Annotated in this window: 25 protein-coding genes and 1 other RNA gene; 10 read left to right on the top strand and 16 right to left on the bottom strand. The window is 42.6% G+C overall.

Translation table 11 applies throughout. The features are described 5' to 3' along the window. Nucleotides 1-117: 117 nt before the first annotated feature. Genes ACSLP7_RS12090 through ACSLP7_RS12130 form a run of 9 tightly spaced genes read right to left on the bottom strand, consistent with a single transcriptional unit; the run spans nt 118 to nt 6,531 of the window. Nucleotides 118-1,599: a cryptochrome/photolyase family protein gene (locus ACSLP7_RS12090; RefSeq protein ID WP_435579535.1), complete on the bottom strand. Its 1,482-nt coding sequence runs from the start codon at nt 1,597-1,599 to the stop codon at nt 118-120. Next, nucleotides 1,596-1,733, bottom strand: a complete 138-nt coding sequence (locus tag ACSLP7_RS12095) for a DUF2256 domain-containing protein (RefSeq protein WP_272832661.1) — start codon at nt 1,731-1,733, stop codon at nt 1,596-1,598. The genes ACSLP7_RS12090 and ACSLP7_RS12095 overlap by 4 nt, the downstream gene beginning before the upstream one ends. Beyond that, nucleotides 1,734-2,381: a flavin reductase family protein gene (locus ACSLP7_RS12100; RefSeq protein WP_435579536.1), complete on the bottom strand. Its 648-nt coding sequence runs from the start codon at nt 2,379-2,381 to the stop codon at nt 1,734-1,736. Further along, nucleotides 2,378-3,838: a deoxyribodipyrimidine photo-lyase/cryptochrome family protein gene (locus ACSLP7_RS12105; RefSeq protein ID WP_435579537.1), complete on the bottom strand. Its 1,461-nt coding sequence runs from the start codon at nt 3,836-3,838 to the stop codon at nt 2,378-2,380. The genes ACSLP7_RS12100 and ACSLP7_RS12105 overlap by 4 nt, the downstream gene beginning before the upstream one ends. Then, nucleotides 3,835-4,971, bottom strand: coding sequence for an FAD-binding domain-containing protein (locus ACSLP7_RS12110; RefSeq protein ID WP_435579538.1), 1,137 nt, complete (start codon nt 4,969-4,971; stop codon nt 3,835-3,837). The genes ACSLP7_RS12105 and ACSLP7_RS12110 overlap by 4 nt, the downstream gene beginning before the upstream one ends. Further along, nucleotides 4,923-5,198 (bottom strand): TIGR03643 family protein, encoded by a 276-nt coding sequence (locus tag ACSLP7_RS12115; protein ID WP_435579539.1) that lies wholly within the window; start codon nt 5,196-5,198, stop codon nt 4,923-4,925. The genes ACSLP7_RS12110 and ACSLP7_RS12115 overlap by 49 nt, the downstream gene beginning before the upstream one ends. After that, on the bottom strand, nt 5,195-5,662 hold the full coding sequence (locus tag ACSLP7_RS12120; protein WP_435579540.1) for an SRPBCC family protein: 468 nt from the start codon (nt 5,660-5,662) through the stop codon (nt 5,195-5,197). Before ACSLP7_RS12120 ends, ACSLP7_RS12115 begins: the two co-directional genes overlap by 4 nt. Next, nucleotides 5,662-5,835 (bottom strand): Lacal_2735 family protein, encoded by a 174-nt coding sequence (locus ACSLP7_RS12125; protein ID WP_291187963.1) that lies wholly within the window; start codon nt 5,833-5,835, stop codon nt 5,662-5,664. The genes ACSLP7_RS12120 and ACSLP7_RS12125 overlap by 1 nt, the downstream gene beginning before the upstream one ends. 3 nt (nt 5,836-5,838) lie before the next feature. Further along, nucleotides 5,839-6,531, bottom strand: a complete 693-nt coding sequence (locus ACSLP7_RS12130) for an SDR family NAD(P)-dependent oxidoreductase (RefSeq protein ID WP_435579541.1) — start codon at nt 6,529-6,531, stop codon at nt 5,839-5,841. A gap of 142 nt (nt 6,532-6,673) precedes the next feature. Here ACSLP7_RS12130 and ACSLP7_RS12135 point away from each other — a divergent pair, with 142 nt between their 5' ends. After that, a complete protein-coding gene (locus ACSLP7_RS12135) occupies nt 6,674-8,149 on the top strand; it encodes a M28 family peptidase (protein ID WP_435579542.1) in 1,476 nt (491 codons plus the stop codon). A 75-nt stretch (nt 8,150-8,224) separates the two neighbouring features. Here the strand turns inward: ACSLP7_RS12135 and ACSLP7_RS12140 are convergent, their stop codons facing one another. Then, nucleotides 8,225-9,439, bottom strand: a complete 1,215-nt coding sequence (locus ACSLP7_RS12140; protein ID WP_435579543.1) for an NAD(P)-dependent oxidoreductase — start codon at nt 9,437-9,439, stop codon at nt 8,225-8,227. Between the two features lie 183 nt (nt 9,440-9,622). Between ACSLP7_RS12140 and ssrA the strand changes: the two genes are divergently transcribed. Next, nucleotides 9,623-10,022, top strand: a transfer-messenger RNA (tmRNA) gene (gene ssrA / locus ACSLP7_RS12145). 243 nt (nt 10,023-10,265) lie between these two features. On the opposite strand, the gene ACSLP7_RS12150 is transcribed toward ssrA, so the two are convergent. From ACSLP7_RS12150 to ACSLP7_RS12175, 6 genes are all read right to left on the bottom strand, one after another. After that, a complete protein-coding gene (locus ACSLP7_RS12150; RefSeq protein ID WP_435579544.1) occupies nt 10,266-12,836 on the bottom strand; it encodes a DEAD/DEAH box helicase in 2,571 nt (856 codons plus the stop codon). A gap of 503 nt (nt 12,837-13,339) precedes the next feature. Continuing rightward, nucleotides 13,340-14,317 (bottom strand): aldose epimerase family protein, encoded by a 978-nt coding sequence (locus ACSLP7_RS12155; protein WP_435579545.1) that lies wholly within the window; start codon nt 14,315-14,317, stop codon nt 13,340-13,342. A 63-nt stretch (nt 14,318-14,380) separates the two neighbouring features. Further along, nucleotides 14,381-14,785: a rhodanese-like domain-containing protein gene (locus ACSLP7_RS12160; RefSeq protein ID WP_435579546.1), complete on the bottom strand. Its 405-nt coding sequence runs from the start codon at nt 14,783-14,785 to the stop codon at nt 14,381-14,383. A gap of 7 nt (nt 14,786-14,792) precedes the next feature. Beyond that, nucleotides 14,793-15,104 carry a rhodanese-like domain-containing protein gene (locus tag ACSLP7_RS12165; RefSeq protein WP_435579547.1) on the bottom strand — a complete coding sequence of 104 codons (312 nt, stop codon included), beginning with the start codon at nt 15,102-15,104 and terminating at the stop codon, nt 14,793-14,795. 244 nt (nt 15,105-15,348) lie between these two features. Then, on the bottom strand, nt 15,349-15,966 hold the full coding sequence (locus tag ACSLP7_RS12170; RefSeq protein WP_435579548.1) for a thioredoxin family protein: 618 nt from the start codon (nt 15,964-15,966) through the stop codon (nt 15,349-15,351). Between the two features lies 1 nt (nt 15,967). Further along, nucleotides 15,968-16,528, bottom strand: coding sequence for a TlpA family protein disulfide reductase (locus ACSLP7_RS12175; RefSeq protein ID WP_435579549.1), 561 nt, complete (start codon nt 16,526-16,528; stop codon nt 15,968-15,970). 206 nt (nt 16,529-16,734) lie between these two features. Here ACSLP7_RS12175 and ACSLP7_RS12180 point away from each other — a divergent pair, with 206 nt between their 5' ends. The 8 genes from ACSLP7_RS12180 (at nt 16,735) to trpB (ending at nt 23,528) form a co-directional block, all read left to right on the top strand. Then, complete coding sequence (locus tag ACSLP7_RS12180) at nt 16,735-17,151, top strand: MarR family winged helix-turn-helix transcriptional regulator (RefSeq protein WP_435579550.1); 417 nt, start codon at nt 16,735-16,737, stop codon at nt 17,149-17,151. Nucleotides 17,152-17,169: 18 nt separating this feature from the next. Further along, nucleotides 17,170-17,739, top strand: coding sequence for a YceI family protein (locus tag ACSLP7_RS12185; RefSeq protein WP_435579551.1), 570 nt, complete (start codon nt 17,170-17,172; stop codon nt 17,737-17,739). 231 nt (nt 17,740-17,970) lie between these two features. After that, nucleotides 17,971-19,371, top strand: coding sequence for an anthranilate synthase component I family protein (locus ACSLP7_RS12190; protein WP_435579552.1), 1,401 nt, complete (start codon nt 17,971-17,973; stop codon nt 19,369-19,371). A gap of 1 nt (nt 19,372) precedes the next feature. Next, nucleotides 19,373-19,945, top strand: coding sequence for an anthranilate synthase component II (locus tag ACSLP7_RS12195; protein ID WP_435579553.1), 573 nt, complete (start codon nt 19,373-19,375; stop codon nt 19,943-19,945). 4 nt (nt 19,946-19,949) lie between these two features. Beyond that, a complete protein-coding gene (gene trpD, locus ACSLP7_RS12200) occupies nt 19,950-20,945 on the top strand; it encodes an anthranilate phosphoribosyltransferase (protein WP_435579554.1) in 996 nt (331 codons plus the stop codon). Between the two features lies 1 nt (nt 20,946). Further along, nucleotides 20,947-21,747, top strand: coding sequence for an indole-3-glycerol phosphate synthase TrpC (trpC, locus tag ACSLP7_RS12205; protein WP_435579555.1), 801 nt, complete (start codon nt 20,947-20,949; stop codon nt 21,745-21,747). Continuing rightward, nucleotides 21,737-22,357: a phosphoribosylanthranilate isomerase gene (locus ACSLP7_RS12210; RefSeq protein WP_435579556.1), complete on the top strand. Its 621-nt coding sequence runs from the start codon at nt 21,737-21,739 to the stop codon at nt 22,355-22,357. The genes trpC and ACSLP7_RS12210 overlap by 11 nt, the downstream gene beginning before the upstream one ends. Continuing rightward, on the top strand, nt 22,347-23,528 hold the full coding sequence (trpB, locus tag ACSLP7_RS12215; protein WP_435579557.1) for a tryptophan synthase subunit beta: 1,182 nt from the start codon (nt 22,347-22,349) through the stop codon (nt 23,526-23,528). The genes ACSLP7_RS12210 and trpB overlap by 11 nt, the downstream gene beginning before the upstream one ends. Nucleotides 23,529-23,537 lie beyond the last annotated feature (9 nt).

A 23,537-nucleotide genomic window follows, 5' to 3' on the forward strand; every position in this document is an offset into this window, starting at 1 on the left:
TTGAAAAAATCTATGCTGTAAAGTTGACGATTTCCTCAGGGTAGCACAAAGGGAATTTCCCTCTTTTTATGACAGGGTTTTTCCTATTTTTTGGTAAGGTCGAGCCGTAAACTAGGCTTATTCTAAAGTTTCGAAGTATTTCTCTGCCCTTTTGATCAAAGTGCTTTTCTTTTCCGCATCCCATTTATCAAAAGTGCGTAAAAGCATAGCCAAACGCGGATTGGAACCAAAGAAATCCCTTTGCTTGTCCATAAAGTGCCAAAATAAAGCATCCCAGGTTTGCTGCCAATCTCCTTTGAAGTAGTTGCTCATCTTTAAAATATAATTGCTACTGCTTATATAAGGCTTGGTTGCAAAAAGTCCGCCGTCGGCAAATTGACTCATACCATAAACATTGGGCACCATAACCCAATCGTATGCATCTATGAACAACTCCATAAACCATTTGTAGACCTCTTTGGGATCGAACTCGCAGAGCAACATAAAATTACCCAACACCATCAAGCGTTCAATATGGTGACAGTAACCGGTCTTCAGTACCTTCTTAATGGAATCATCAATAGGCGGAATTCCGGTTTCTCCAGTATAAAAAGCCTTAGGGATCTTTCGGTCAAAGCCCCAGAAATTCTCGGTTCTCATCGGGACGCCTTTGGCCACATACATCCCGCGAATAAACTCGCGCCAACCCATGATCTGCCTTACAAAACCTTCTAAACTCTGGATCTCAATGCCGTTTTCTTGAGCAAAACTCAAACTGCGATCCAAAACGTACTGCGGAGTCAATAAGCCGACGTTCATCATGGGCGTCAGAATGGAATGATGCAGATAGATCTCCTCTTTCACAATGGCATCTTCATAAGGTCCAAAGCCTGCAAAACGCTGCTCTAAAAACTGTTCAAACCAACCCTTTGCGCTTTGGAAATCCATTGCATACAAGGGAGAATCACTGACTTTTCCATAATTATCTGCAAAGTGCTTCTCCACATAATCCAATGCTTCTTTGTAGGCTGCCGTTGGATCAGGAAATTGAATCGGCGGTGGCGTTTTGCCCTTGGGATATTTTTTGCGATTGTCCACATCATAGGTCCATTTGCCGCCTTCAGGTTGATCTCCCGCAGTGATCAAGATATCTCGAGACTTGCGCTGATCCTTGTAAAATGTTGTTTGATGAAACTTCTTTTTGTCCGATCTAAAAAAACCAGTGAGTTCTTCTCTACTATTCAAAAACATTGGAGAATCACAGACCTCTAATTCAAGTCCTGCAGCATCAACAGCCTCGTTCAACCATTTATCCAAATAGAAATCCACGGGATCCGCCAAATAAAGTTTGGTATACCCCTGCTTTTTTAACTGAGCAATGAGCTTCTTTAGGGGTGCATGTTCTTCGTGAAACTCCACATAGGTCACCTTAAATCCTTCCTTTTCTAGAAACTCGGCATAGGTTTTCATGCTTGCGCGATGATAGACCAACTTCTGCTTGTGAAAGTTTTGATAGGTAAAAAGCAGCGGTGACTCCACCAAAACTACATCGCGCCCATCATCCAAAGCTGGATGCTGTTCAAACAATTGATGGGGAAAGACGATACTAACGGCACTCATGAATTCTTGTTTTTGTTACCACTGCAGCGCTTACTGCAATACTTGACCTGCTCCCAGTCTCGCTCCCATTTTTTTCTCCAAGTGAAAGGGCGACCGCAAGTAAGGCAGATCTTTGTAGGCAGTGGTTTTCGCATTTAACGGTTCTTGTTAAAATCAGGCAGATCTTCTACTCGTGCATAAGGATAGTCGCCTACTTCAGTCATTTTGTAATAGGTGTTCAAGCCAGAGATACCCGCTATTGCCAACTTTTCGAGGTTCAATTTTCCGTTCGCCTCATCTACCCACTCAGGGACTTCAATGAGTTCTATTTGACCAATTACGAACAAAGTTCCGTTTTGAGGAATTGGGATCTCATTGACTTTTTTCAAACCGATCTTAACTGGAGCTTCCTTCACAAAAGGCGCTGGAAAATCTCCAAGATATTCCGGAGTGAATCCGCAGCGTTCAAACTCACTCTCCCCTTCATCAAACTTAGCGGAGGTATAATGTGCTTGTTCTGTATGAGCGGCAGGTACATGATTGATGGTGTAGTAACCGCTCTGCTCAAGATTGTTATAAGTATCTCGTCTAAACTCAAAATGCGGGCGCAACACAAAACCTAAAAAAGGCGGATTGCTCCCTAAATGCACTACAGAACTGAATATCGCTAGATTCTCGTGACCATCACTGCTCACGGTACCAATTAGATTTGCAGGCTTAACACCTGTAATGGAATTGATCAAACGCAAACGCTTAATCCGATCCATTTCGGCAATGTCGTTATGGGTGTATTGTGTTTTCATTTGCTGCGTCGGGTATGTGTTTTTAAAATTCTTTGTTTTTCTTTTTGTACCTGCGGATGTTTTCTGTGCCCGTAAATACGTTCGCGAGCGGCCTTTCCAGAAGCTTCCAAGTCCACCAAAGGATGCGGATAATCCACGCCCAATTCAAAATTCATGAATTGCTGCTCCATGGGTGTTAAGGTCCAAGGTTGGTGAATATGTGTTACTGGGACATCTCGAAGTTCCGGCACCCATTGTTTTACAAATTCACCTTCTGGATCGTGATCCAAACCTTGTTTGACCGGATTGTACATACGGATGGTATTCACTCCAGTGGTTCCGGCCTGCATTTGAAACTGAGGATAGTGGATCCCAGGCTCATAGTCTAAAAAGAGCTGGGCCAAATGATAGACCCCATCACGCCAGTCTTGCCCCAAATGATGGCAGAAAAAGGATACCAACATGGCCCGCATTCTAAAGTTGATCCAACCCGTAGCCTGTAAACAACGCATATTGGCATCAACCATCGGGTAGCCCGTTTGACCAGTTTTCCAGGCTTTTATAAAGGCCTCATCACGCTGCCAATCCATATGCTCATAACCGCGGTTTATACAAAGGGTCTCATACTCACACTCTACTTCAAACTTCTGAATAAAATGCGAGCGCCATTTCACTCGAGTTAAAAAACCATTGAACGCTCTTTTGTGATTCGGAGCGTTGGGATGATTCTTGACAAACTGAAATACTTGTTTAACGGAGAGACAACCCCATGCTAAATACGGCGAAATTCTTCCGCAGCTGTAACGACTGCCCAACGGCTTAGATATCTGTCGCATATAATTGCGGCCGCGCTCTTCACAAAAACTCTTTAAATACTTCCAGGCCATAGATTCACCTGCCGCTTGATAGGTACTTGGATAATCTTTCCAGTCCTGAAACAGCACTTCCGGAATAGGGAACTTATGATTCCAATCCAATGATAACGTTGGATCATAGGTATTTTGAGTCAATGGCGAATGCATCCTGACATACCACTGCTTGTCCCAACCGTCTCTATTTTGAATGCCTCGCAATACACCTTCTCGCTGAAACTCTTGCCACTCAATATTGTGGTCTATGCAAATTTGAGCCACTTCTTTATCACGATCCCAAGTGAGTTGCACGCCGCTTTCACGATAGCTAAACAACTGCTTGATCTCATAAGTTTCCAAGAGTTCACTCAATACAAGGACTGCATCCGCATAACAAATGGAAAGTGCTCTTTGCTGCTCAGCAAATGTTTTTTTTAAATCCTCCAAAGAACCCAACACAAACTGATTGTGCCTAAGGCTCCATTCCGGATGCTTCAATAGCGTCGGCTCAAAGAGATAAAGTATGAGATAAGGCAAACCTGCAGCCTCAGCCGCAGCGAGCGGTTCGTGATCCTGCGAGCGCAGGTCGCGTTTTAACCATACAATATTGATTGGGGATTTACTCAAAAGCGCAACTCTTTTTCCGCTTTTTTCCAAAAAGCAAAGAAAGAGCGGTGGGTTCCTTGAACGCTGGTCATCCAATCGCGTGCGTGCTCTATGCCACGATAGTCTGTATTTAATGGATGTTCTTTGTAGTGGATCTTTGAGCTACCGAGTTTTGTTTCTAAAGCTTTAAAACTCCCCACATAGTGCTGTATGTTTGGGATATTCTTACTTAAAGCCATAGCAAAGTCAACAGCTTTTTGCCCCACAGGATACTTCTCAAAGACTTCCGGTTCCCAAAGCATGATGCGATTCATATCCTGATCATCCAACCACTGAGGATCTATATTGTAATAATTGTAAACCGCAGTAGGCAAGGATTCATCAATCTGCAAAGCAGTAGTTTCTGGTAAGGGAGTTTCCAGCTTCCAATCGCTGCGCTGGGAAAGTTCCTCAGGCACATCGAGTTCTGCGAGAGCTTCATAAGTCACATCCAGAAAAGTACCATTTTGTTTACTGAAGGTGTATTTGTTCACATTGTCCTGATTGGCAATGTATTTTTTTCCAGCATTGCTACCGGCTACCCATTGCCAACTTAAAGCGTTGCTCGCCCAATCGCCATCCAACAGATGATAATACATCCAACGGGCGGGCTGCTTCCAATGAGCTCCACCTTGATTGCAGGTTATGGCTGCAGTGTACATGCGGATGTGATTGTGCATATAGCCCGTATCGTACAACTGCTTAATGGCACCATCAATAGCTTCAATTCCAGTCTTTGCTTGATCAACAGCCGCGACCATTTGATGGTGCTTTACATCGGGTTGGGCGCGCTTGAAATCTTGATTTATCGCATCGCCTTGATCTTTCCAAATGGTTTGCCAATAGTCTCTCCAGGCCAATTCTTGTATAAACTTTTCAATCTCGTATTTCTTAAAGCCTTCGGACTTAAGAAAATCTAAAACGAACTTGGTAGAAATGACTCCTCTAGAAATATAGGGGGACAGATAAGTCACATCTCCATTGATGAAATTGCGCGTTTTAGCGTAGCGTTTTGGGCGAATGGCCTCCACACGTTTCTGAATAGTATCAAAATCGGTAGGAAAGTCTAGCGCTTGCTGATCCTGTTTCCGGTTATTTGTCGTTGTCGGCTGCATTTGAATCGGTCTATTTCTGGATTGCGTTTTTTGAGGTGCTTTTGACTCACGCCGCTGTTGACACGCTTGCGCCAACGGTTAAAGCTGGAGCGTTTGAGTTCGCGACGCATGAGTTTGATCACTTCTTTTTCTGGAAGTCCAAACTGCGCCTCAATGGCTTCAAAAGGAGTTCTGTCCTCCCAAGCCATTTCAATGATTCGGTCTATTGCTCTTTCGTCTAAACTCATTTGAATGCTCCAAAACGTTTATCGACAGCTTCAACGCGATAATTGAAGATCTCCTCCAACTTTTTGCGAATCACTAGGCTGTTCATGATTGAACCCAAAATCCCGAGTGGCGGTTGATAAGAAACGATATCACGCATCAAAACTCCACCTTCAATAGGTTCAATAAAGTGCTGATGATGCCAAATCTTATAGGGACCTACGCGCTGTTCGTCAATAAAATAAGACTTGTCAATTACTTGAGTGATCTCCGTTACCCAAGTCATGGGTATCCCCAATAAGGGCTTCACCACATAGCTGATGATCATCCCCGGATACATTTTTTCAGGCAGATCTCCTGAGGTGATCTCAAATCCCATATGGTCTGGAGTGATCTCCTGCAGATTGGCCGGAGAGGAAATAAAATCCCATACCTCATCAACAGTCGCTGGAATCTTTTGGGTGCGTTTAAATTGGTAAAAACCCATTAGTTTGCGTTCTGAATGGCGTCAATTTTTTTGTTGATCTCTTCCGCTTTAGCATACATTTCATCACTAGCCTTTCTGTTGGAAGTTGAAAGGCGCTGCGCATCAGCCATAGCTTTGGCATAAGCTTCACTGAGCTTTTCCAATTCTGATTTCTTTTTGAATAATCCAAACATGATTTAAACTTTTAAGGTGGAGATTCCGCCATCTACTTGAAGCACTTGGCCTGTGATCCAGCTGGAAGAATCGTTAAGTAAAAATGAAGCTGCATTGGCAATGTCCTCAGGTTCGCCAATTTTTTGCAGCGGATGTCTTTTAGCATTGGCTGCCTTTTTCTCGTCGGAATTAAGCAGTCGAGAAGCCAAAGGTGTATCCGTAATTGAAGGTGCAATAGCATTTACACGTACCGTAGGAGCCAATTCCGCAGCCAAAGCACGTGTTAAGCCCTCAATAGCACCTTTAGACATAGCCACTTGGGTGTGGAAGTTAAAACCAGACTGAACCGCCACTGTTGAAAACATCACCACCGAGCCGTTACCATTTTTCAAGGGTTCCAAAGCGTGTTGAATAGCACGCACCGCTCCTCCAACTTGGAGGTCAAAATCCGCCTGAATATTGCTTTTCTTTAAACGTTTGAAAGGCAAGAGTGCGATAGCACCTGGACAATATGCCAAACCATCAATGGCTTCAGGAAGTTCAGGGAAACTGGCCTGTTCATCAGTAACATCCAATTGATGAAACTCTACATTATTGATGGATTCTGGAGTGGTTGTGTTATAAGTGGCAATCACCTTATTTCCTTGCTCACTGAGCATTTTAACAAGGGCTGCGCCTATTCCACTAGTACCTCCGATAACTAAGAATGTCTTCATTTCAAATTTTTGTTTAAACAAAGTTAATATTTATTAAACAAAACATGCTTAAAGAAATGATAATTCCTCTCAATATGTCGATAGACTTCGTGTGGACCCCGATGAATTGATTATTTTTAGAGGACTAAATCAAAAATTCATCATGAGAAAAACTTTATCAATTCTATGCTTGTTCTTGCTCAGTGTGACATTGCATGCGCAAGATGAGGTCAGTTTGGTCAATGAAACCACAGATAGACCCAGCATTGAAGGTCCCATTTACTTCTTGGCAGACGATTTTTTAAAAGGTCGTGAAACTGGAACGGCAGAAAACGATATTGCCGCTTCCTATTTGGCCAACCAACTAAGAGGATACGGAGCGCAGCCTGATCCAGCAACTGGGAGTTATCTGCAGGCAGTTCCCATGCAACGCAGTTTTCCACCAGAATCCATTGCGCTGGCAATAGGAGGTGATGCCATGACCAGTTTAGTGGCCATGCGCCAAGCAGATATAAGTTATGACGGAGCCTTCATGTTCATGGGCTACGGACTTGAACAGGATTATCAAGGAAAAGATGTTCAGGGTAAAATGGTTTTGGTTCGTTCTGGAAGTGAAACCGCCAACAGCACTCAAGATGCTTTTGATCTAGTGAGTGAAAAAATTGAACTAGCCACCAGTAAGGGCGCTTTAGGTGTAGTCGAACTCTTAGATGCCAATGATCAGATCTGGGGATTCATTGAACAACAATTCAACGGTTCAGGAGTTCGTCTGGCGAGCACCGAAGCAGATGCGGAATCCATTCCTTTTGTTTGGATTCAAGATATCGGGCATACCAAAGCGGCAGCCTTCGCGGAGAAAAATACACACTCCGGAAGCTTAAATATGATCAAAAAGGAAAAAGAACTTTTTAACAGCTACAATGTTGTAGGTTGGATTCAAGGCACGGATCCTGAGTTAAAGGATGAATTCATCATCTACAGCGGCCATTACGACCATGTTGGTGTGGGTGCTCCTGACGGTAGTGGAGATACTATCTATAATGGAGCTCGAGACAATGCGGTAGGTGTTACCACGGTTTTGAGTATGGCGAAAAATTTAGCCAAATACCCAACCAAGAGATCCGCACTATTCATACTCTTTACTGGAGAAGAAAAAGGACTTTTAGGGAGCAGATACTATGTAGATCACCCGGTTTTGCCATTAAATCAAATGGTGTATTGCTTTAACAGCGATAATGCGGGATACAACAATACGGACTTAGCCACCATAGTTGGTCTAGCACGTACTACTGCCAAAGCGCACATTGTCGCTGCCTGCAAGGCTTATGGTTTAGTAGCGGTTGATGATCCAACTGCAGACTCTGGCGGACTTTTTGACCGCTCAGATAATGTAAATTTTGCCCGCAAAGGGATTCCTGCTCCTACTTTTAGTTTAGGATTTGATGCCTTTGACGGCCAATTGATGAAATATTACCACCGTCCCGCCGATGAAGCAGACGGTCTTGATTTTGACTATCTTGAAAAGTTCTTTAAGTCTTATGTTTTAGCAGGCAGACTTATTGGAAACGATCCCAACACCCCTGTCTGGATTGCTGGAGATAAATATGAAGAAGCTTCTAAAGAATTATACGGAAATTAAACCTCCTGAGTACCTCTAATAAAAAAGCCCAATGCTATTTAAAGTATTGGGCTTCTCTTAATTTTTAATCGAGGATTACTCCTTTCCGTCTACATAATCTTGCAAATAAGCAAAACGCTCGGTCAAGATACCTTCTTGAGTCGTCATACGAGCACGTTCTAAAACACCATCCTTATCACCGTTGAAAAAGGCCGGGATCACGTGTTCCATAAACATATCTCCAAAGCCCTCTGAGGCGTCTTTAGGTAATTCACACGGTAAATTATCTACCGCCATAACTGCTATCGCGCCTGGAGCCTTAAAGTCAACTTCGGATTCGGTTTGCGGATCGTATCCATAGAAAGGATCGGCTATGGTTGAAGGGCGAATCGTTGAGGCGATCGGTCCGTCAATATCACAAGAAACATCACTCACCAAGTTAATGTTGAAATCTGGGTGACGCGCATCTTCACGGGTAAACAAAAACGGAGCTCCATCTCCGTAGAAATGTCCTGTGATGAACATATCACTCACCTTGGCGTACTTCATCAGATCACTTTCATAACCTGTTGGATCTGCGTAAAACGCATATTTGTCCATAGGTGCGCCATCAGTGCGCTTGTTGTATTCGGTGACGTCTATCATGCAGTAAACGGGTTCGTCATAAGATTTGGACAAGTAATCAGCGTCTGTGACCTCACGGATTTGCAAATGGTCTAAGATCTCTTTGGCGCCTTTGGCAACCTTCCCGGTTCCGCTTAAAATGATTCGGATGTTCGGCAAGCTGATCTTATCCAGTTCTGCCTTTACTTCTTTTAGATCTGCTAGGTTTTCCACCTTGGGTAATTCAAACAGGCCATCGCGAATTCCCAGTAAACGGAATCCGTTGTAAGCTCCAACCAATCCCGCATAGCGCCCAAAACCAATAAGTCTTGCTCCGCTAGCCTTTACGATGGTCTCGTGATCATAAAGCTCAATCTTTTTATCTAAAATAGCTCTAAGTAGCTTTCTATTGTAGGGTTGCTTTTTGATGGTATGTGAAAAGAAAAAGTACTTCTTATTAGGGATAAGTGCCTCAACCGGAACCTCCTTTACGCCCAACATCACATCCGCGGCGGTTACGTCTTCTTGAACAGCAACACCAGCCTCTGCGTAAGCTTGATTCTTAAAAATGCGGATGTCACTGGATTCTGCCACTAACTCCGCCTCTGGAAAGCTTTGCATGACTTCCTGACATTTTTCAGGCGAAAAAACCACTCTTTTGTCTGGTGGAGACTTGCGTTCTTTGATTATGGCGAATTTTACTGGCATTTGGAATACTTTTTGTTCAATTAGTAAGGCGAGCAAAGATACAGTATTTCGTGTATCTTTGCGAGCCTGTGCGTTAGGGATTGAGGCTTTGTTGGAGCTCTTTTTGGGAATCCAAAAAAGCGACTGCCGAAAGCCCGACCCGCGGAAAGCGGGAAACGCCACAACCGTTCATTGAAAACTCAAGGGGCCGACTGGTTTTGACAGCGGGACCAATTGAAATGTAAGCATATCGAGCGCTGGACCACAGCTCGTTAATCTCATGATTCACACTTTTTAAACGGCGAGAATAACTACGCCCTAGCTGCATAATCTGAATTATAGTAGGATAATGCCTCGGTCTACAAGGTAGACAAGCAGGAACGCTCTCAAAGGCCTTGGTTTACGGCATTTGATATAGAGCGTTCGTAAAAGTAAACCTAGCCGCTTTAGGGCTTTGATAAAGCAGCGAAACTCAAATTGAAGCTAAGCCTGTTCTTGGTAGTCTTTGACCGGGGCCAGGCCGACAATCAATTAAAGACTAAATATGTAGAAAGCATTTGAATTGCCTGTTTGGACGAGGGTTCGAATCCCTCCGGCTCCACGACAAGCACGAACCCTGCAACGAGAGTTGCAGGGTTTTGCGTTTTTATGAATCTGTAGAAGTTTACTTTGTACAGATTCATGAAAATGTAAAACCGCATTGCGCAAGCAATGCAGGTTCGTATTTGCAACATTGGTTAGGAGTGAGCACCGACTGAACGAAGTGAAGGAGGTACTCCCTCCGGCTCCGCTCGGGGAGAGTCTCACTCCGCCAGCGAAGCAGGCCTATGCCTCGCTACAGAAAAAACTATATCAAATTGGAAAGAGGCACCTGCTTACCAAGAACTTCTTCAGGAGTATAATTTTTGTTTTTGAATTCTTTAAGAACGTACTCTCTCCATGTAAGGTCCGTTTTTGAAGCATATTTCGACTGTAAATTCCCGATGAATAGAAGAAATTCTAAAGCCCAAGTTTTGAAATTTTCATAATTCCAATAATTCAGACCGTCACAAGCAAATTTTGCATTACTCTCTATTTTTTTAGAATTGGACATAAAAACTGGATAAACTTTTGAATCCAAATTTATAGTTCTATGGTTTTCTTTTAACCACTTCTCATGTGTAACCGCTTGTCTTATATCAATCAAGGGAATAGCTTTATCCTTATCATCATAGAGTTTGTCTTCAAATACAAAGACCAATTGATCATTCGAAATCCAAATAGGATCAGGCGCTCCACTTGATTCATCTTTAAACGATTCAAAACCGAGAAGTTTGCCTATCTCAACCTGTGCTCGCTCAAGGTTTTCTTTTTTACTGACCATACTCACTACGCCATCAATATATCTCCTGAATTTGGCTTTATTAGATATCCCCAGAGTATCTAAATACTCAATTAATCTATCAATATTACTTTCAAAATTTTCCGAATATTCAAAGTCAAACTCTTCTGCCTCTTCCGTTAATTTCATAGTTCTGAAGGCTGAAGAAATCCGAGCTGCTCTAGAAGAAGTCGACACTGCAAGATCATAGTATTGTTTCTCAGAAGTATCTTTGTACAGAAGAAAACATACATTTGACTTCAAAAAACTCCAGAAAGCCCTATATCCCTTCAACTTTGGCCCGCCATCTAATTTTTCTATAACTTTATCACATCTCTCAAGCGCTTGTTCATAATCTCCATTCCATAGTGCGTATAAATATTTGATTTCATGTCTAACTGAATTATCTAAATTGGTTATTCCTTCGATTTCAGAAACCGATATCTTATCTCTATCTTCAATTATGGTTTCATTTGCATTTGCCCAGATTGAATCTTGAGCGAAGAAATGACCTAGATTCTCAAGCATTTCAACTTTACTCATTCTGGAATTGTTAAATCCAAATTTCAATTCAGCTTGTAATTCAGGGTGAAAATATTTGTGCTTGCTTTCAAAAAATAACCAATCAGTTAGATCATTCTCACCTGCAACTATTACCGCAGCAAAATCCTTTGGACTCCTAGTACATCTGCCAATTGCTTGAATTAATCGTGTTCTATTTCTATCGTAGAATATTATCGAAGCGTCCACCCTAGATTGTAAGTACCTTTCCTGAATGTTTGCATGATAAGGTATATTCTTAACTATTAGCAATCGACAATCATCTCCGGGAAAATCTATACCGTCAAACCTATTAGCTAATACAGCTACTGCCTTTTCTTCAAGCAAAAACTCATCTTTGGAATCTTCTATATCATTTGCTGTATAGAACTTGTGTGCTAATTCCCAATCGTTGAAAAGATCATGAAATTGATCAACATCTCGATTTGATGAGACAAGTAGGACACTTCTTGGGGTCGATTTTATTGCGTCTCGCATAAATGCCATTGACTCTTCTTCTTCTAACTCCAAACTTGGAAAAACAAAAAACCTTCTTCCTAAACTATGTCTATCCCAACCATCTGGTAAACCTATTCGATAAATTTTGGCTATTCCGGTAATTCTCTCGAGATCACCTCCATTACCCAAAGTAGCGGACATAAAAATTCTTTGAGTGGCATTGTTAAACGCAGAATTTGTCAATGAAGGAGGAATAATAGGCCGAATCAATATTTCTCCCCAGCTATAAAAAATATTACACGCATGAAGATTGTCCTTTAATAGACTCCACTGGTAGCGCAAATCATACTCTTCAATGAAGCTAGAAATTAATGTACCCAATTCGACCAATTGATTGTGAATCGCGTAAATAGGAACCAAATAAATCGTCCTCTTATCTAAAGGATCAATTCCTTCGTCAAGCATTCTGATATATACATTCCTTGGTATATAATCAGATAAAAATTCAATAATATTCAAATACAAATCATCATGCTCTTCCCTTACAACCCTCAACGACCAATTAGTTGATATGTAATTTTCGGAGGCATGTGCATCATCTATGATGATAAATTCTGGATCATAAAAGAAAGGATTTACGTTGAACAAAGAACTATAAGTAGTTACCGCAATAGCTTCAGCATTATTATATTTTGTTTTATCAGACTTTGGATACTCTTTTTTGGAGCCTACAAATGAAATAGCATTAATACCATAATTTTTATTTGCCATTTCTACAACCTGATGAACAAGCTGTCGAGTTGGACATAAATAGACAACTTTAGATTTTGATTGTCTTCTTTTAAATTCTGCGATCAACAATCCGATTAATGTTTTGCCACTTCCAGTTGGTAACTCGATAGCAACATCTTTCTCAGAGCTTGCTTTACTCTCATAAATCCTAAGTACGTCTGCTTGGTGGGCATAAAGTGATTCAACTCCTGAGGTACTTAAATCACGAAACAGCGATTCAATATTCTTTTTACCATCATTTTCTCTTTTAGAGGATCTAAAAGCCATATAATTCAAAATTTAAAACCCCCCACCCTCACCCCAGCCTAAACCAGAATGAAAATGGGGAGTATATGTTCCTCTAAGGTATAAAAATTTAGTCCTGATTCATGAATTTATGGATAAAGTCTGGGAATATTTTTAACACATAATCGCCGCGAAGCGGCGAACAATGCGACTTCGAGGGGGACTTTAGAAAAATCCAACAGCAGCTAATGGGCTTGAGATGCATTGTGTCGATCTGGGGCGAAGCACCAGGAGCCTCCAATGCATCTGTGGCTACGGGTGTTGAGATTTTTCAAAGTGGAGCGAGCGTCGCTAGATTTTTTGGATACTTTTTCATCGATGGAAAAAGTATGAACAACTAAAAAATAATTTTTAAAAACCCTATCTTTGACCCAACTCAAAAAACAAACAAAATGGGCGTAGGCGGCATCGTAATTGGAACTATCGTAGTGTGCTTTATTCTTGGACTCGTGATTGAGCTACAAGAGCGTTTATAAACTCCTCTTTTACTTTCTTAACTTAAAACTATAGGTGGTCTCAGAGAGATACACCTCATTTGGTTTTAGCAGTACTGACGGGAATTCTGGCCTGTTAGGGGCATCAGGATAGCCTTGCATTTCTAGACAGATGGCAGGAAAATCTTCAAACTTTTGATCTCTTAAATTCAATCCTTTAAAGTTGGGTGGGGTATAAACCTGTGCGGCCAATTGGTTGCTGCTCACCTGCATTTCAATGCCCGTCTCTGGTGCGTAAAGTCGTAAAGGCGCATGATCCTTTTCTAAAGCATAAGCAAGGTCCAAGCCTGTTCCCAATCGATCCCCTACTCGACTATGAGTTGAAAAATCCTTGTTGTGTTCTTGGGTATCCAACAGCCTGCCCGTGGGCACCATATTATCCATTGTTTCCAAGAATTGCGTACTTGGAATAAAGAGTTGATGTTCCTTTACTGAACCGCCTCCGGCTAAATTAAAATAGGTATGGTTACAGAGATTGAGCACAGTGTCTGCATCTGTAGTAGCTTCATAGACCAAAGTAATCTCATTAGTTTCACTTAAGGTATAACTAGCCGTCACCGAAACAGTTCCAGGATAGCCACAAGTCCCGGCCTGCTGTTTTAGCTTAAAAACAAGTGATTCGTCAGTGTGAGATTGCACCTCCCAAACTTGATGTTGAAAACCACAAGTTTCACTGTGCAGATGCATGCCCTTATTTTGAGGTACTTTAAAGTAAGTTTCACCAAGGGTAAATCCCCCATTAGAAATGCGTCCAGCTACACGTCCTACTGTAGCGCCTATGCAGAGGTTTTTGCTTTGATAGTCAGCATCCAAATAATCGGTCGCCTTTGGAAATCCGGGAATAAGACTTTGCACATTGCCGTCTCTATCTGAGCATTGAATTTCCATTAAAGCCGCGCCTACATTGGTAAGCAGTACGCGCATGCCTTGTGCATTTTTAAGTTCGAAATGTTGAGCAGTGCCTTGCATGGGGCGCAAGATAAAAAAAGCCACTTCAATAGAAGCGGCTTCAGATCTTTAGAACCAGAATTTTTAGGATTGTTCCTTTTCGGTATCCTGTCCTGATTCCTCCCAGAGCACAATACCTCCTTCAAGATCATAAATCTTCTTGAAGCCCATTTCTTTTAGGATCTCAGCTGCTCGGGCGCTGCGTCCTCCTTTTTTACAATACACATAAACAGGCTTGTCTCTATCTAAACTTGCGGCCTTTTCTTCAAAGTCATCATCGGTCACACAAATGTTGTGGGAGTTTTTCAAATGACCTGTAAGGTATTCTTGCCCCGTACGAACATCAATAAGTTGAATACTCGTATCCTCCAGAGCTTCAGTCATCTGCTCCACCGTAATCTGTTCAATCTCTCCAGCTTTAGTTTCTGTGCAGGATTGCACAAAACTAAGGGTGATCATTAGGCTTAAAAATAAAAAGGCACGTTTCATAGATCGGTTATTTGGCTACGTCTCCATTCCATTCTGAGAATCCACCTAATAGATTATAGGTATTGTTGATTCCAACAGAAGCCATAACAGCACAGGCCTGAGCACTGCGTCCGCCAGAGCGGCAATAGACGTAATAATTTTTATTGGGATCTAAAGCATTCACGGCCTCCATAAAAGCTTGAGGCTGGTAGATATCCATGTGTAAGGCGTTTGGGATATAGCCTTCTTCTACCTCATCGGAGGTGCGAACATCGATAATAACGGCTTCAGAGTCTTGCGCAATTTGGTCTTGCCATGCTGCGCTTGTAAGATCGGTCATAACTAATAAACTTTGTTTAACAGCATTTAGTATTTCAAAGTTAAGGATATACGGAATAATTTTTGCAAGAAATTCCACAAAAAACCTTCGAATCTAACTGCTTATGGGGATTAACAATAATTTTCAAACAGCTGAAGCTCAAGAATAAAGCCAAAAATTTAAAGTTAGAGGTACACTAAAGGCCTAAACAAAAAAAAGCCGCTTACTTCGGCAAACGGCTTTTGATGTTTTATGCTGAATCTGCTTATACTTTTACAGAACAACCAATAGCACGAGTTTCTTTTACAGGCACTTCTTTACCGGCGATCAAGGCATTTACAGCGTCTTCCAAATAAGTTTTTGTAACACCAGAAGCGTCGCGAACACTATCATCAATAGCGCCAATATACTTCACCACCATGGCTCCACTCTCTTTTTGAAGCAAGTAGACATGTGGAGTCTTTTTAGCTCCAAACTGAGCGTAGACCATGCTACTTTCATCATAAAGGTACGGGAAGGTAAATCCTTTGTCTTTGGCTTTTTGCTGCATGAGCTCAAAGGTATCGTCGGGTTGTACGGCGGGATCATTCGGGTTAATCGCGATCACCGGATATCCCTGCCCTTTAAATTGCTTATCCAAGGCAATGATGCGATCTTCACTCGCAACGGCATAAGGACAGGTGTTACAAGTAAAGATCACGATGAATCCTTTGGCGTCTTTGTAATCGGCCATGGAAACCATTTTACCGTCTACATTCTTGAGTTTTACATCTTTTACTTGATCTCCAATACCATAACCTTCGGAATTGGTAAAACTGCTCAGTCCAATAGTCGCCACCAAGGCGTAGACTGCAACTACTGCGATATTTTTTAATTTTTTCATTTTACAGAAAGGTGTTTAATTCTTTTTCTAGTTCTTCTAAGGTAAACGACTGCTCAAAAAATTTGCGCTGGTCTCCTTTATAGATCACTGTGGCTGGAATTGCTCCAGACCAACTTTCATCCACTTTTGGAATCCATTCATTGGCACCAGTATCGTCCAAGAGGACTACCGGAGATTTTAGTTCGTTCTTTTCAATGAATGGGATTACTTGTTTCTCCAACAACTTCGGAAAGTCAATACTCACCAAAAGCACTTTTACATTCTGCTCCGCATACTTTTCCCCTATGGTTTCAAAATACGGCAGTTCCTTTATACACGGCTTGCACCAAGTGGCCCAAAAGTTAACCACGTAAACGTTGCCATCATCTTGGTTGAGTAGTGGCTCAAACTCATCGAATTTATAAATAGGGACTTTGCTGTCCGAGCTATTTGGAGCTTCTACCTCCTTTTCTGTCGGAGCAGTTGCCAAGGGAGCTTCTTCTTGCTTTTGGTCTTTACACGAACTGAGCAGTGTCACCAAGAGCAATGAAGCTACTAATAGAGATTGTTGTAATCGATTCAAGCTGATGATTTTAAAGCCATTAAAAATATTCATTCTCAAAGGCAAGTAAAAATCATTTAACAGTTCGTTCAAAGATTTAACACCTCAGCCTCCATTAAAATTCTGTTAAAACCCTTTTTGATTGAAATTTTCATCTTACATTTGTATATACAATAGTTGTTAAGACAATTATGGAGATTGAATCTATTATAAAAACCACAAAGCCGATGCAGTTGCACACCAAAACGGTGATCAACTTAATGTATCGCGCTCGTATTATTGAAGAATCGGTAAACCGCATCCTTAAAGGATATGAGTTGAGCATTCAGCAGTATAATGTATTGCGCATCTTACGCGGACAAGGCGGCAATCCTGCCAACCTGTCTACGGTGACTGAGCGCATGGTGGATCGCAACTCCAACACCACGCGTCTCATTGACAAACTATTGAAGAAAGACTTGGTCAAAAGACAGGTCTGCGCCACCAATCGCAGAAAGGTGGAGCTCTTTATAACGACCGAGGGCTTAGAACTTCTCAAGGTTTTAGACCCCATCATTGAAGCGAACAATCAGCAGATGCTCAATCAACTGGATTCGGGCGAACTGGAACAATTGAATACCTATTTAAATAACATACATTCATAAATTTTAAAAACAACTCTAATGAGAAATCACGTAAAAACAGCAGCTTTGTTGTTGCTAGCCATCGCCTTTAGCGCATTCAATACCACCACGGTTGAAAAGCTAATGGTTAAAGACAGTAGCATTACCTGGGTAGGTAAAAAAGTTACTGGACAGCATGAAGGTACGATCAACCTTAAAAGTGGCTATTTCATGATGGACGGGGAAACCATGGTTGGTGGAGAGTTCATTATTGACATGACCAGTATTAACGTAACTGACCTGCAAGCAGGAAAAGGGAAAGAAAAGCTAGAAGGACACTTAAAGTCTGACGACTTCTTTGGTGTTGAGGCATTCCCAACTGCAAAACTTGCTGTAAAACGTGCTGCCCGCAATGGTAACACCTATACAGTAACTGCAGATCTAACGATCAAGGGAAAAACAAACCCGATCACGTTTGACATCACTAAGAATGGTGCTGATATGACTGCTAATGTAACTATCGACCGTTCTAAGTTCGATGTGCGTTACGGTTCTGGTAGCTTCTTTGACAATCTTGGGGACAAGACCATCTATGATGATTTTGACCTAACGGTAAATTTGTCCTTTTAATAGGATCCATTCCCACGAGAAAATCCCGCTTGTAAAAGGCGGGATTTTTTTATCCATTGGGTTTGATTATTTCTCAAGACTATTTATCTTTGGGATCAAATGAAGCAAATCAACGTATATACCTGGTGGTGGTCAGCTCAAAGCCCTAGCTCGTGAAGCTGATCGTCTGATTGTATACGTTAAAAATACCAAAGACTTGTCGCTCACGACAGGTCTTTTTTTATGGAAAACATGCAAAGATTTACCTTAAAAACTCATAGTAGACAGCTGCTGGCGGACACCTTAACGCCCGTCTCCATCTATTTACAATTGCGGGACCGATTCCCGAACAGCTTGCTGCTGGAAAGTAGTGACTATCATGCTAATGACAACAGTTTTAGCTATATCTGCTGCAATCCAATAGCCAGTATAAAAGTAGCCAACGGCCACATTTCCTGTGAATTTCCAGATGGGTCAACCACCCAACAAGAAATGACTTCGGAGATAGATGTCCCTGCTGAAATTGCAGATTTTGCTGCCCGTTTTGACGTGGATAGTGAAGACTACAAATTTATAAATCACGGCTTGTTTGGATTTATTGCCTATGATGCTGTTCAGTACTTTGAAGACATTGAGATTAGCAAGAAAAAAGGTGATCTGGAGATTCCAGATATCTACTACGCGGTCTATCAAAACATCATCGCGATCAATCACTTTAACAATCAGGCGTATTTGTTCGCGCATTGTTATGACTCCGAAGATAACCTAGACACTCTAGAGCAACTCATCAGAAGTACCACCAACAAAAAATACCCTTTTCAAAAAGATGGCGCAGTGACCACGAACTGCACCGATGAAGAGTTCAAAGAATTGGTCGCTCAGTGCAAAAAACACTGCAACCGCGGAGATGTATTTCAAATTGTTCCTTCCAAGCGTTATTCACAACAATTTACGGGTGATGAATTCAACGTATACCGTGCCCTGAGAAGCGTGAACCCGTCTCCTTACCTATTCTACTTTGACTACGGGAACTTTAAGATCTTCGGATCTTCTCCGGAGGCGCAACTGGTAGTCAAGGATAGAATGACAGAGATTCACCCCATTGCTGGAACCTTTAGACGTACCGGAAACGATGAAAAAGATGCTGCTCTGGCCTTAGAGTTGGCCGCAGACGAGAAGGAAAACAGCGAACACGTCATGCTTGTGGATTTGGCTAGAAACGACTTGAGCCGACACGGAACAGATATTCAAGTAGCGACCTATAAAGAGGTACAGTTCTTTTCTCACGTAATTCATTTGGTGAGTAAAGTGGTTGGAGTGAAACACCCAGAAACTCCAACCATGCAAATCGTTGCAGACACTTTCCCTGCTGGTACCCTGAGTGGCGCGCCAAAACACATGGCCATGCAATTGTTAGAAAAATATGAGAACATCAACCGTAGTTTTTATGGTGGTGCTATAGGTTTCATGGACTTTAAAGGGAATTTCAATCACGCGATCATCATTCGTTCTTTTGTTAGCAAAAATCACCAGCTGCATTATCAAGCCGGCGCAGGAATTGTGACCGACAGTGATCCGGAGAAAGAATTACAAGAAGTGTATAACAAATTAGGAGCGCTCAACAAGGCTTTAGAGCTCGCAGAAAATTTATAAGATGAAGATATTAGTGATCGATAATTACGACAGTTTTGTGTACAATTTGGTACACTATATCCGCGAGTTCGTAGATGACGTAACCGTTTGGAGAAACGATCAGTTTGTCTTAGAAGATGTGGAAGCCTTTGACAAAATTGTTCTATCACCCGGTCCCGGAATCCCAGAGGAAGCTGGCCTGCTTAAAGCGGTTGTGGAACGCTACGCGCCTACCAAATCTATGCTCGGTGTTTGTTTAGGGCAACAAGCTATTGGCGAGGTCTTCGGAGGATCGCTGATCAATTTGGATCAGGTATTTCACGGCGTGGGCACCCATGTAGAGCGCTTGGTAGATGATGAGCCTCTCTTTGAAGGATTGCCTAAGAACTTCCAAGTTGGACGCTATCATTCTTGGGTGGTAGCTCGGGAAGACTTCCCAGAAGCGCTAGAGATCACCGCAGTGGATGAGTCTGGACAGATCATGGCCTTGAGGCATAAAGAGTATGATTTACGTGGGGTACAATTCCACCCGGAATCGGTGCTAACTCCTCACGGGAAGAGCATGATCAAAAACTGGTTAAACCAAAACAACTAAAGCTATGAAAGCTGTTTTGAATCGCCTGATCAATCAGGAAATATTAAGTAAAGACGAAGCGCGAGAGATTTTAATCAATATCTCCGCAGGACAATATAACGAAGCGCAGATCGCTGCATTCTTGACCGTCTATATGATGCGCAGCATCACGGTAGATGAGCTTCAAGGCTTTCGCGACGCCCTTTTGGAACTCTGTATTGCGGTTCCCGTAGAAGATTACAACACCATTGACCTCTGCGGAACCGGCGGAGACGGAAAGAACACGTTCAATATATCCACCTTGGCTTCCTTTGTCACAGCAGCATCTGGAGTCCAAGTGACCAAGCACGGAAACTACGGTGTGTCTTCTGTAAGCGGCAGTAGCAACGTCATGGAACATATGGGCGTAATGTTCACCAATGACACGGACGTTTTGAAACGTTGTTTGGACGAGGCCAATATTTGTGTATTGCACGCACCACTGTTTCACCCAGCAATGAAAAATGTGGGTGGAATTAGACGCGCCTTAGGTGTGAAGACCTTCTTTAATATGTTGGGACCTATGGTGAATCCAGCATTCCCTAAAAATCAATTGGTTGGAGTTTTCAACCTTGAGTTGGCCCGCGTTTACGGCTATTTGTATCAACAATCTGGGAAGAACTATACCATACTCCACGCCCTAGACGGATATGATGAGATCTCTTTAACAGGGCCTACGCGTGTGATTAGCAATCGTTTTGAGCAGCAGCTCAACCCAACAGATTTTGGCGTTGCTAGTATTACCGCGGAGGATATCTTCGGAGGAGATACGGTAGAGGAGGCGGCTCAGATCTTTAAAAAAGTACTTTCCGGTAAAGGAACCGACCCACAAAATCACGTGGTGGCAGCTAATGCAGGAATGGCAATCGCTACGGTAACGGCCTGTTCTCCACAGCAAGGTTTTGAAAAAGCACTGGAAACCTTGAAAAGCGGAAGAGCAGAACAACATTTAAATCAATTGGTAGCCCTAACCAACGCATAATATGGACATTCTAGAACGTATAGTACAACAACAACAGCAGGATCTCGTCCGCAGAAAACAAAGCTTCCCAGAAAGCTATTGGGAAGCAGCGCCGCTGTTTAACAGACCTTGTATTTCGCTAAAACAAGCGCTCGAAAGCAGTGATACAGGAATCATTGCCGAGTTTAAAAGACGCTCACCCAGCAAACCTTCAATAAATTTTAAAGCGCAGGTAAGTTATGTGGCTTCAGGTTATCAAGCTGCAGGTATTAGCGGAATGTCTGTATTGACCAACGGTCCTTTCTTTGGTGGTTCTTTGGAAGATCTAAGTCAGGCGCGAGCAGCTACTTCCATGCCTTTATTGCGTAAGGAATTTGTGATCGAACCGTATCAGATCACAGAAGCCAAAGCCCACGGCGCTGATGTGATTTTACTCATTGCAGCCTGTTTGCCGGCGGACCGTTTGCAAATGCTGGCTAAAAAGACCAAATCTCTTGGAATGGAAGTGCTTTTAGAGGTGCATAACGAGCAAGAATTACAGGACAATTTGATTCCTGAGGTGGATTTGATCGGGGTGAACAATCGCAACCTCAAAACCTTTACCGTAGATGTGCAAACCAGTTTGGATTTGCTAAAACAGATCCCTGCAAGCTATTGCCCGATCTCTGAAAGTGGTCTGAGTGATCCAGAAACGGTGGCTATGCTCCGCGGAGCAGGATTTAAAGGATTTCTGATGGGAGAACACTTTATGCGCGCTGAAAACCCAGGAGTGGCCGCAGCAGATTTTGTAAACGCTTTAAAAGTTTCGAGCAATGAAAATTAAAGTGTGCGGCATGCGTGAGGCGGAGAATATTCAGTCGCTTACGGAATTGAAGCCCGATTATATCGGTTTTATCTTTTACGAGAAGTCTCCTCGGTTTATGAACCAGGAGCCCGTAGCAGTTCCTGAAGGCATTAAAAAAGTTGGAGTTTTTGTAGATGCTCCCAAGGGATATGTACTGCAACAAATTGAAGTTCATAACCTGGATGTCATTCAACTACATGGGAAGGAAGATCAGCAGTACATAAGTCTATTGCGCGAGTTGGTGCACACCGACATTGACTTTTGGAAAGTCTTTTCTGTTGGAGAAAAATTTGACTTCAAAAAGTTGAAACCTTTTGAAGAACTGGTTGATGCCTTCTTGTTTGACACTCGAGGAGAAGCACCAGGCGGAAACGGAAAGACCTTTGACTGGAAATTACTTAACGCATACAGAAGTGAACTCCCCATTGTGATCAGTGGTGGGATTGGCTTGGAAGAGCTGCCGGCAGTCAAAGAACTGCTCAATACTTCTTTACCCATAATGGCCATTGATGTGAACAGCAAGTTTGAATCGGCCCCAGGATTAAAAAAAATTGATGAATTAAAGACCTTGATGAACTATGAACTATAATGTAGATGTACACGGTTATTACGGAGATTTTGGCGGTGCCTTTATCCCGGAGATGCTTTACCCGAATGTAGAGGAATTGCGTCAGAATTATATTCAAATTGCTTCGGACCCTGCTTTTCAGGAGGAGTTCCATGCCTTACTCAAAGATTATGTGGGCAGACCAACTCCACTCTATTTTGCTAAAAGATTTTCAGAGCACTACGGCTGTAAAGTCTATTTAAAACGCGAGGACCTTTGCCATACCGGAGCGCATAAAGTAAATAACACCATCGGCCAGATCTTGATGGCCAAACGCTTGGGTAAAAAGCGGATCATTGCAGAAACCGGAGCTGGGCAGCATGGAGTCGCTACCGCTACAGTTTGCGCACTGATGGGCATGGAATGTATTGTTTATATGGGCGCTATAGACATCAAACGTCAAGCTCCAAATGTGGCGCGAATGAAGATGTTGGGCGCTAAAGTAGTTCCGGCGGAATCAGGTTCTAAAACGCTTAAAGATGCCACCAATGAAGCTATCAGAGATTGGATCAACAATCCTGTGGATACGCATTACATCATTGGTAGTGTTGTGGGACCACATCCATATCCAGATATGGTGGCGCGCTTCCAAGCCGTGATCTCTCAGGAAATAAAATGGCAGTTGGAAGAAAAAGAAGGTCGTGAAAACCCAGATTACGTGGTTGCGTGTGTGGGTGGAGGATCCAATGCTGCAGGGGCCTATTACGAATACCTCAATACTCCAGAAGTTGGCTTGATCGCTGTTGAAGCAGCTGGGAAAGGGGTTAACACTGGAGAAAGTGCTGCTACCTCTCAGCTTGGAAAATCAGGCATCATCCACGGCAGTAAAACCTTGCTCATGCAAACGGAAGACGGTCAGATCACGGAGCCTTATTCCATCTCTGCTGGTTTGGACTATCCTGGAATTGGTCCGATGCACGCACACCTTTATGCCAGTGGTCGTGCTGAATTTATCTCCATCACCGACAAAGCTGCTATGGAAGCTGGACTGCTTTTGAGTCAATTGGAAGGAATCATTCCAGCCATTGAAACCTCGCACGCCTTCGCGATTTTTGAAGAGCGAAAATTCAAGGCAGATGACATTGTGGTGGTCAACCTGTCTGGTCGTGGAGACAAGGACCTCAACACTTATATCGAATACTTTAAACTATAAGCCCTAGTT

Source organism: Gilvibacter sp., assembly GCF_965601605.1.
Lineage (GTDB): Bacteria > Bacteroidota > Bacteroidia > Flavobacteriales > Flavobacteriaceae > Gilvibacter.

What these genes read in the sequence shown, in the direction of transcription:
- ACSLP7_RS12095 (WP_272832661.1), bottom strand. Translation starts at nt 1,733, where the DNA reads ATGCGAAAACCACTGCCTACAAAGATCTGCCTTACTTGCGGTCGCCCT.
- ACSLP7_RS12090 (WP_435579535.1), bottom strand. Translation starts at nt 1,599, where the DNA reads ATGAGTGCCGTTAGTATCGTCTTTCCCCATCAATTGTTTGAACAGCAT.
- ACSLP7_RS12155 (WP_435579545.1), bottom strand. Translation starts at nt 14,317, where the DNA reads ATGCAAGGCACTGCTCAACATTTCGAACTTAAAAATGCACAAGGCATG.
- ACSLP7_RS12135 (WP_435579542.1), top strand. Translation starts at nt 6,674, where the DNA reads ATGAGAAAAACTTTATCAATTCTATGCTTGTTCTTGCTCAGTGTGACA.
- ACSLP7_RS12165 (WP_435579547.1), bottom strand. Translation starts at nt 15,104, where the DNA reads ATGACCGATCTTACAAGCGCAGCATGGCAAGACCAAATTGCGCAAGAC.
- ACSLP7_RS12210 (WP_435579556.1), top strand. Translation starts at nt 21,737, where the DNA reads ATGAAAATTAAAGTGTGCGGCATGCGTGAGGCGGAGAATATTCAGTCG.
- ACSLP7_RS12100 (WP_435579536.1), bottom strand. Translation starts at nt 2,381, where the DNA reads ATGAAAACACAATACACCCATAACGACATTGCCGAAATGGATCGGATT.
- ACSLP7_RS12190 (WP_435579552.1), top strand. Translation starts at nt 17,971, where the DNA reads ATGCAAAGATTTACCTTAAAAACTCATAGTAGACAGCTGCTGGCGGAC.
- trpB (WP_435579557.1), top strand. Translation starts at nt 22,347, where the DNA reads ATGAACTATAATGTAGATGTACACGGTTATTACGGAGATTTTGGCGGT.
- ACSLP7_RS12150 (WP_435579544.1), bottom strand. Translation starts at nt 12,836, where the DNA reads ATGGCTTTTAGATCCTCTAAAAGAGAAAATGATGGTAAAAAGAATATT.
- trpD (WP_435579554.1), top strand. Translation starts at nt 19,950, where the DNA reads ATGAAAGCTGTTTTGAATCGCCTGATCAATCAGGAAATATTAAGTAAA.
- ACSLP7_RS12120 (WP_435579540.1), bottom strand. Translation starts at nt 5,662, where the DNA reads ATGGGTTTTTACCAATTTAAACGCACCCAAAAGATTCCAGCGACTGTT.
- ACSLP7_RS12115 (WP_435579539.1), bottom strand. Translation starts at nt 5,198, where the DNA reads ATGAGTTTAGACGAAAGAGCAATAGACCGAATCATTGAAATGGCTTGG.
- ACSLP7_RS12185 (WP_435579551.1), top strand. Translation starts at nt 17,170, where the DNA reads ATGAGAAATCACGTAAAAACAGCAGCTTTGTTGTTGCTAGCCATCGCC.
- ACSLP7_RS12170 (WP_435579548.1), bottom strand. Translation starts at nt 15,966, where the DNA reads ATGAAAAAATTAAAAAATATCGCAGTAGTTGCAGTCTACGCCTTGGTG.
- ACSLP7_RS12130 (WP_435579541.1), bottom strand. Translation starts at nt 6,531, where the DNA reads ATGAAGACATTCTTAGTTATCGGAGGTACTAGTGGAATAGGCGCAGCC.
- ACSLP7_RS12180 (WP_435579550.1), top strand. Translation starts at nt 16,735, where the DNA reads ATGCAGTTGCACACCAAAACGGTGATCAACTTAATGTATCGCGCTCGT.
- ACSLP7_RS12160 (WP_435579546.1), bottom strand. Translation starts at nt 14,785, where the DNA reads ATGAAACGTGCCTTTTTATTTTTAAGCCTAATGATCACCCTTAGTTTT.
- ACSLP7_RS12140 (WP_435579543.1), bottom strand. Translation starts at nt 9,439, where the DNA reads ATGCCAGTAAAATTCGCCATAATCAAAGAACGCAAGTCTCCACCAGAC.
- ACSLP7_RS12195 (WP_435579553.1), top strand. Translation starts at nt 19,373, where the DNA reads ATGAAGATATTAGTGATCGATAATTACGACAGTTTTGTGTACAATTTG.
- ACSLP7_RS12125 (WP_291187963.1), bottom strand. Translation starts at nt 5,835, where the DNA reads ATGTTTGGATTATTCAAAAAGAAATCAGAATTGGAAAAGCTCAGTGAA.
- ACSLP7_RS12110 (WP_435579538.1), bottom strand. Translation starts at nt 4,971, where the DNA reads ATGCAGCCGACAACGACAAATAACCGGAAACAGGATCAGCAAGCGCTA.
- trpC (WP_435579555.1), top strand. Translation starts at nt 20,947, where the DNA reads ATGGACATTCTAGAACGTATAGTACAACAACAACAGCAGGATCTCGTC.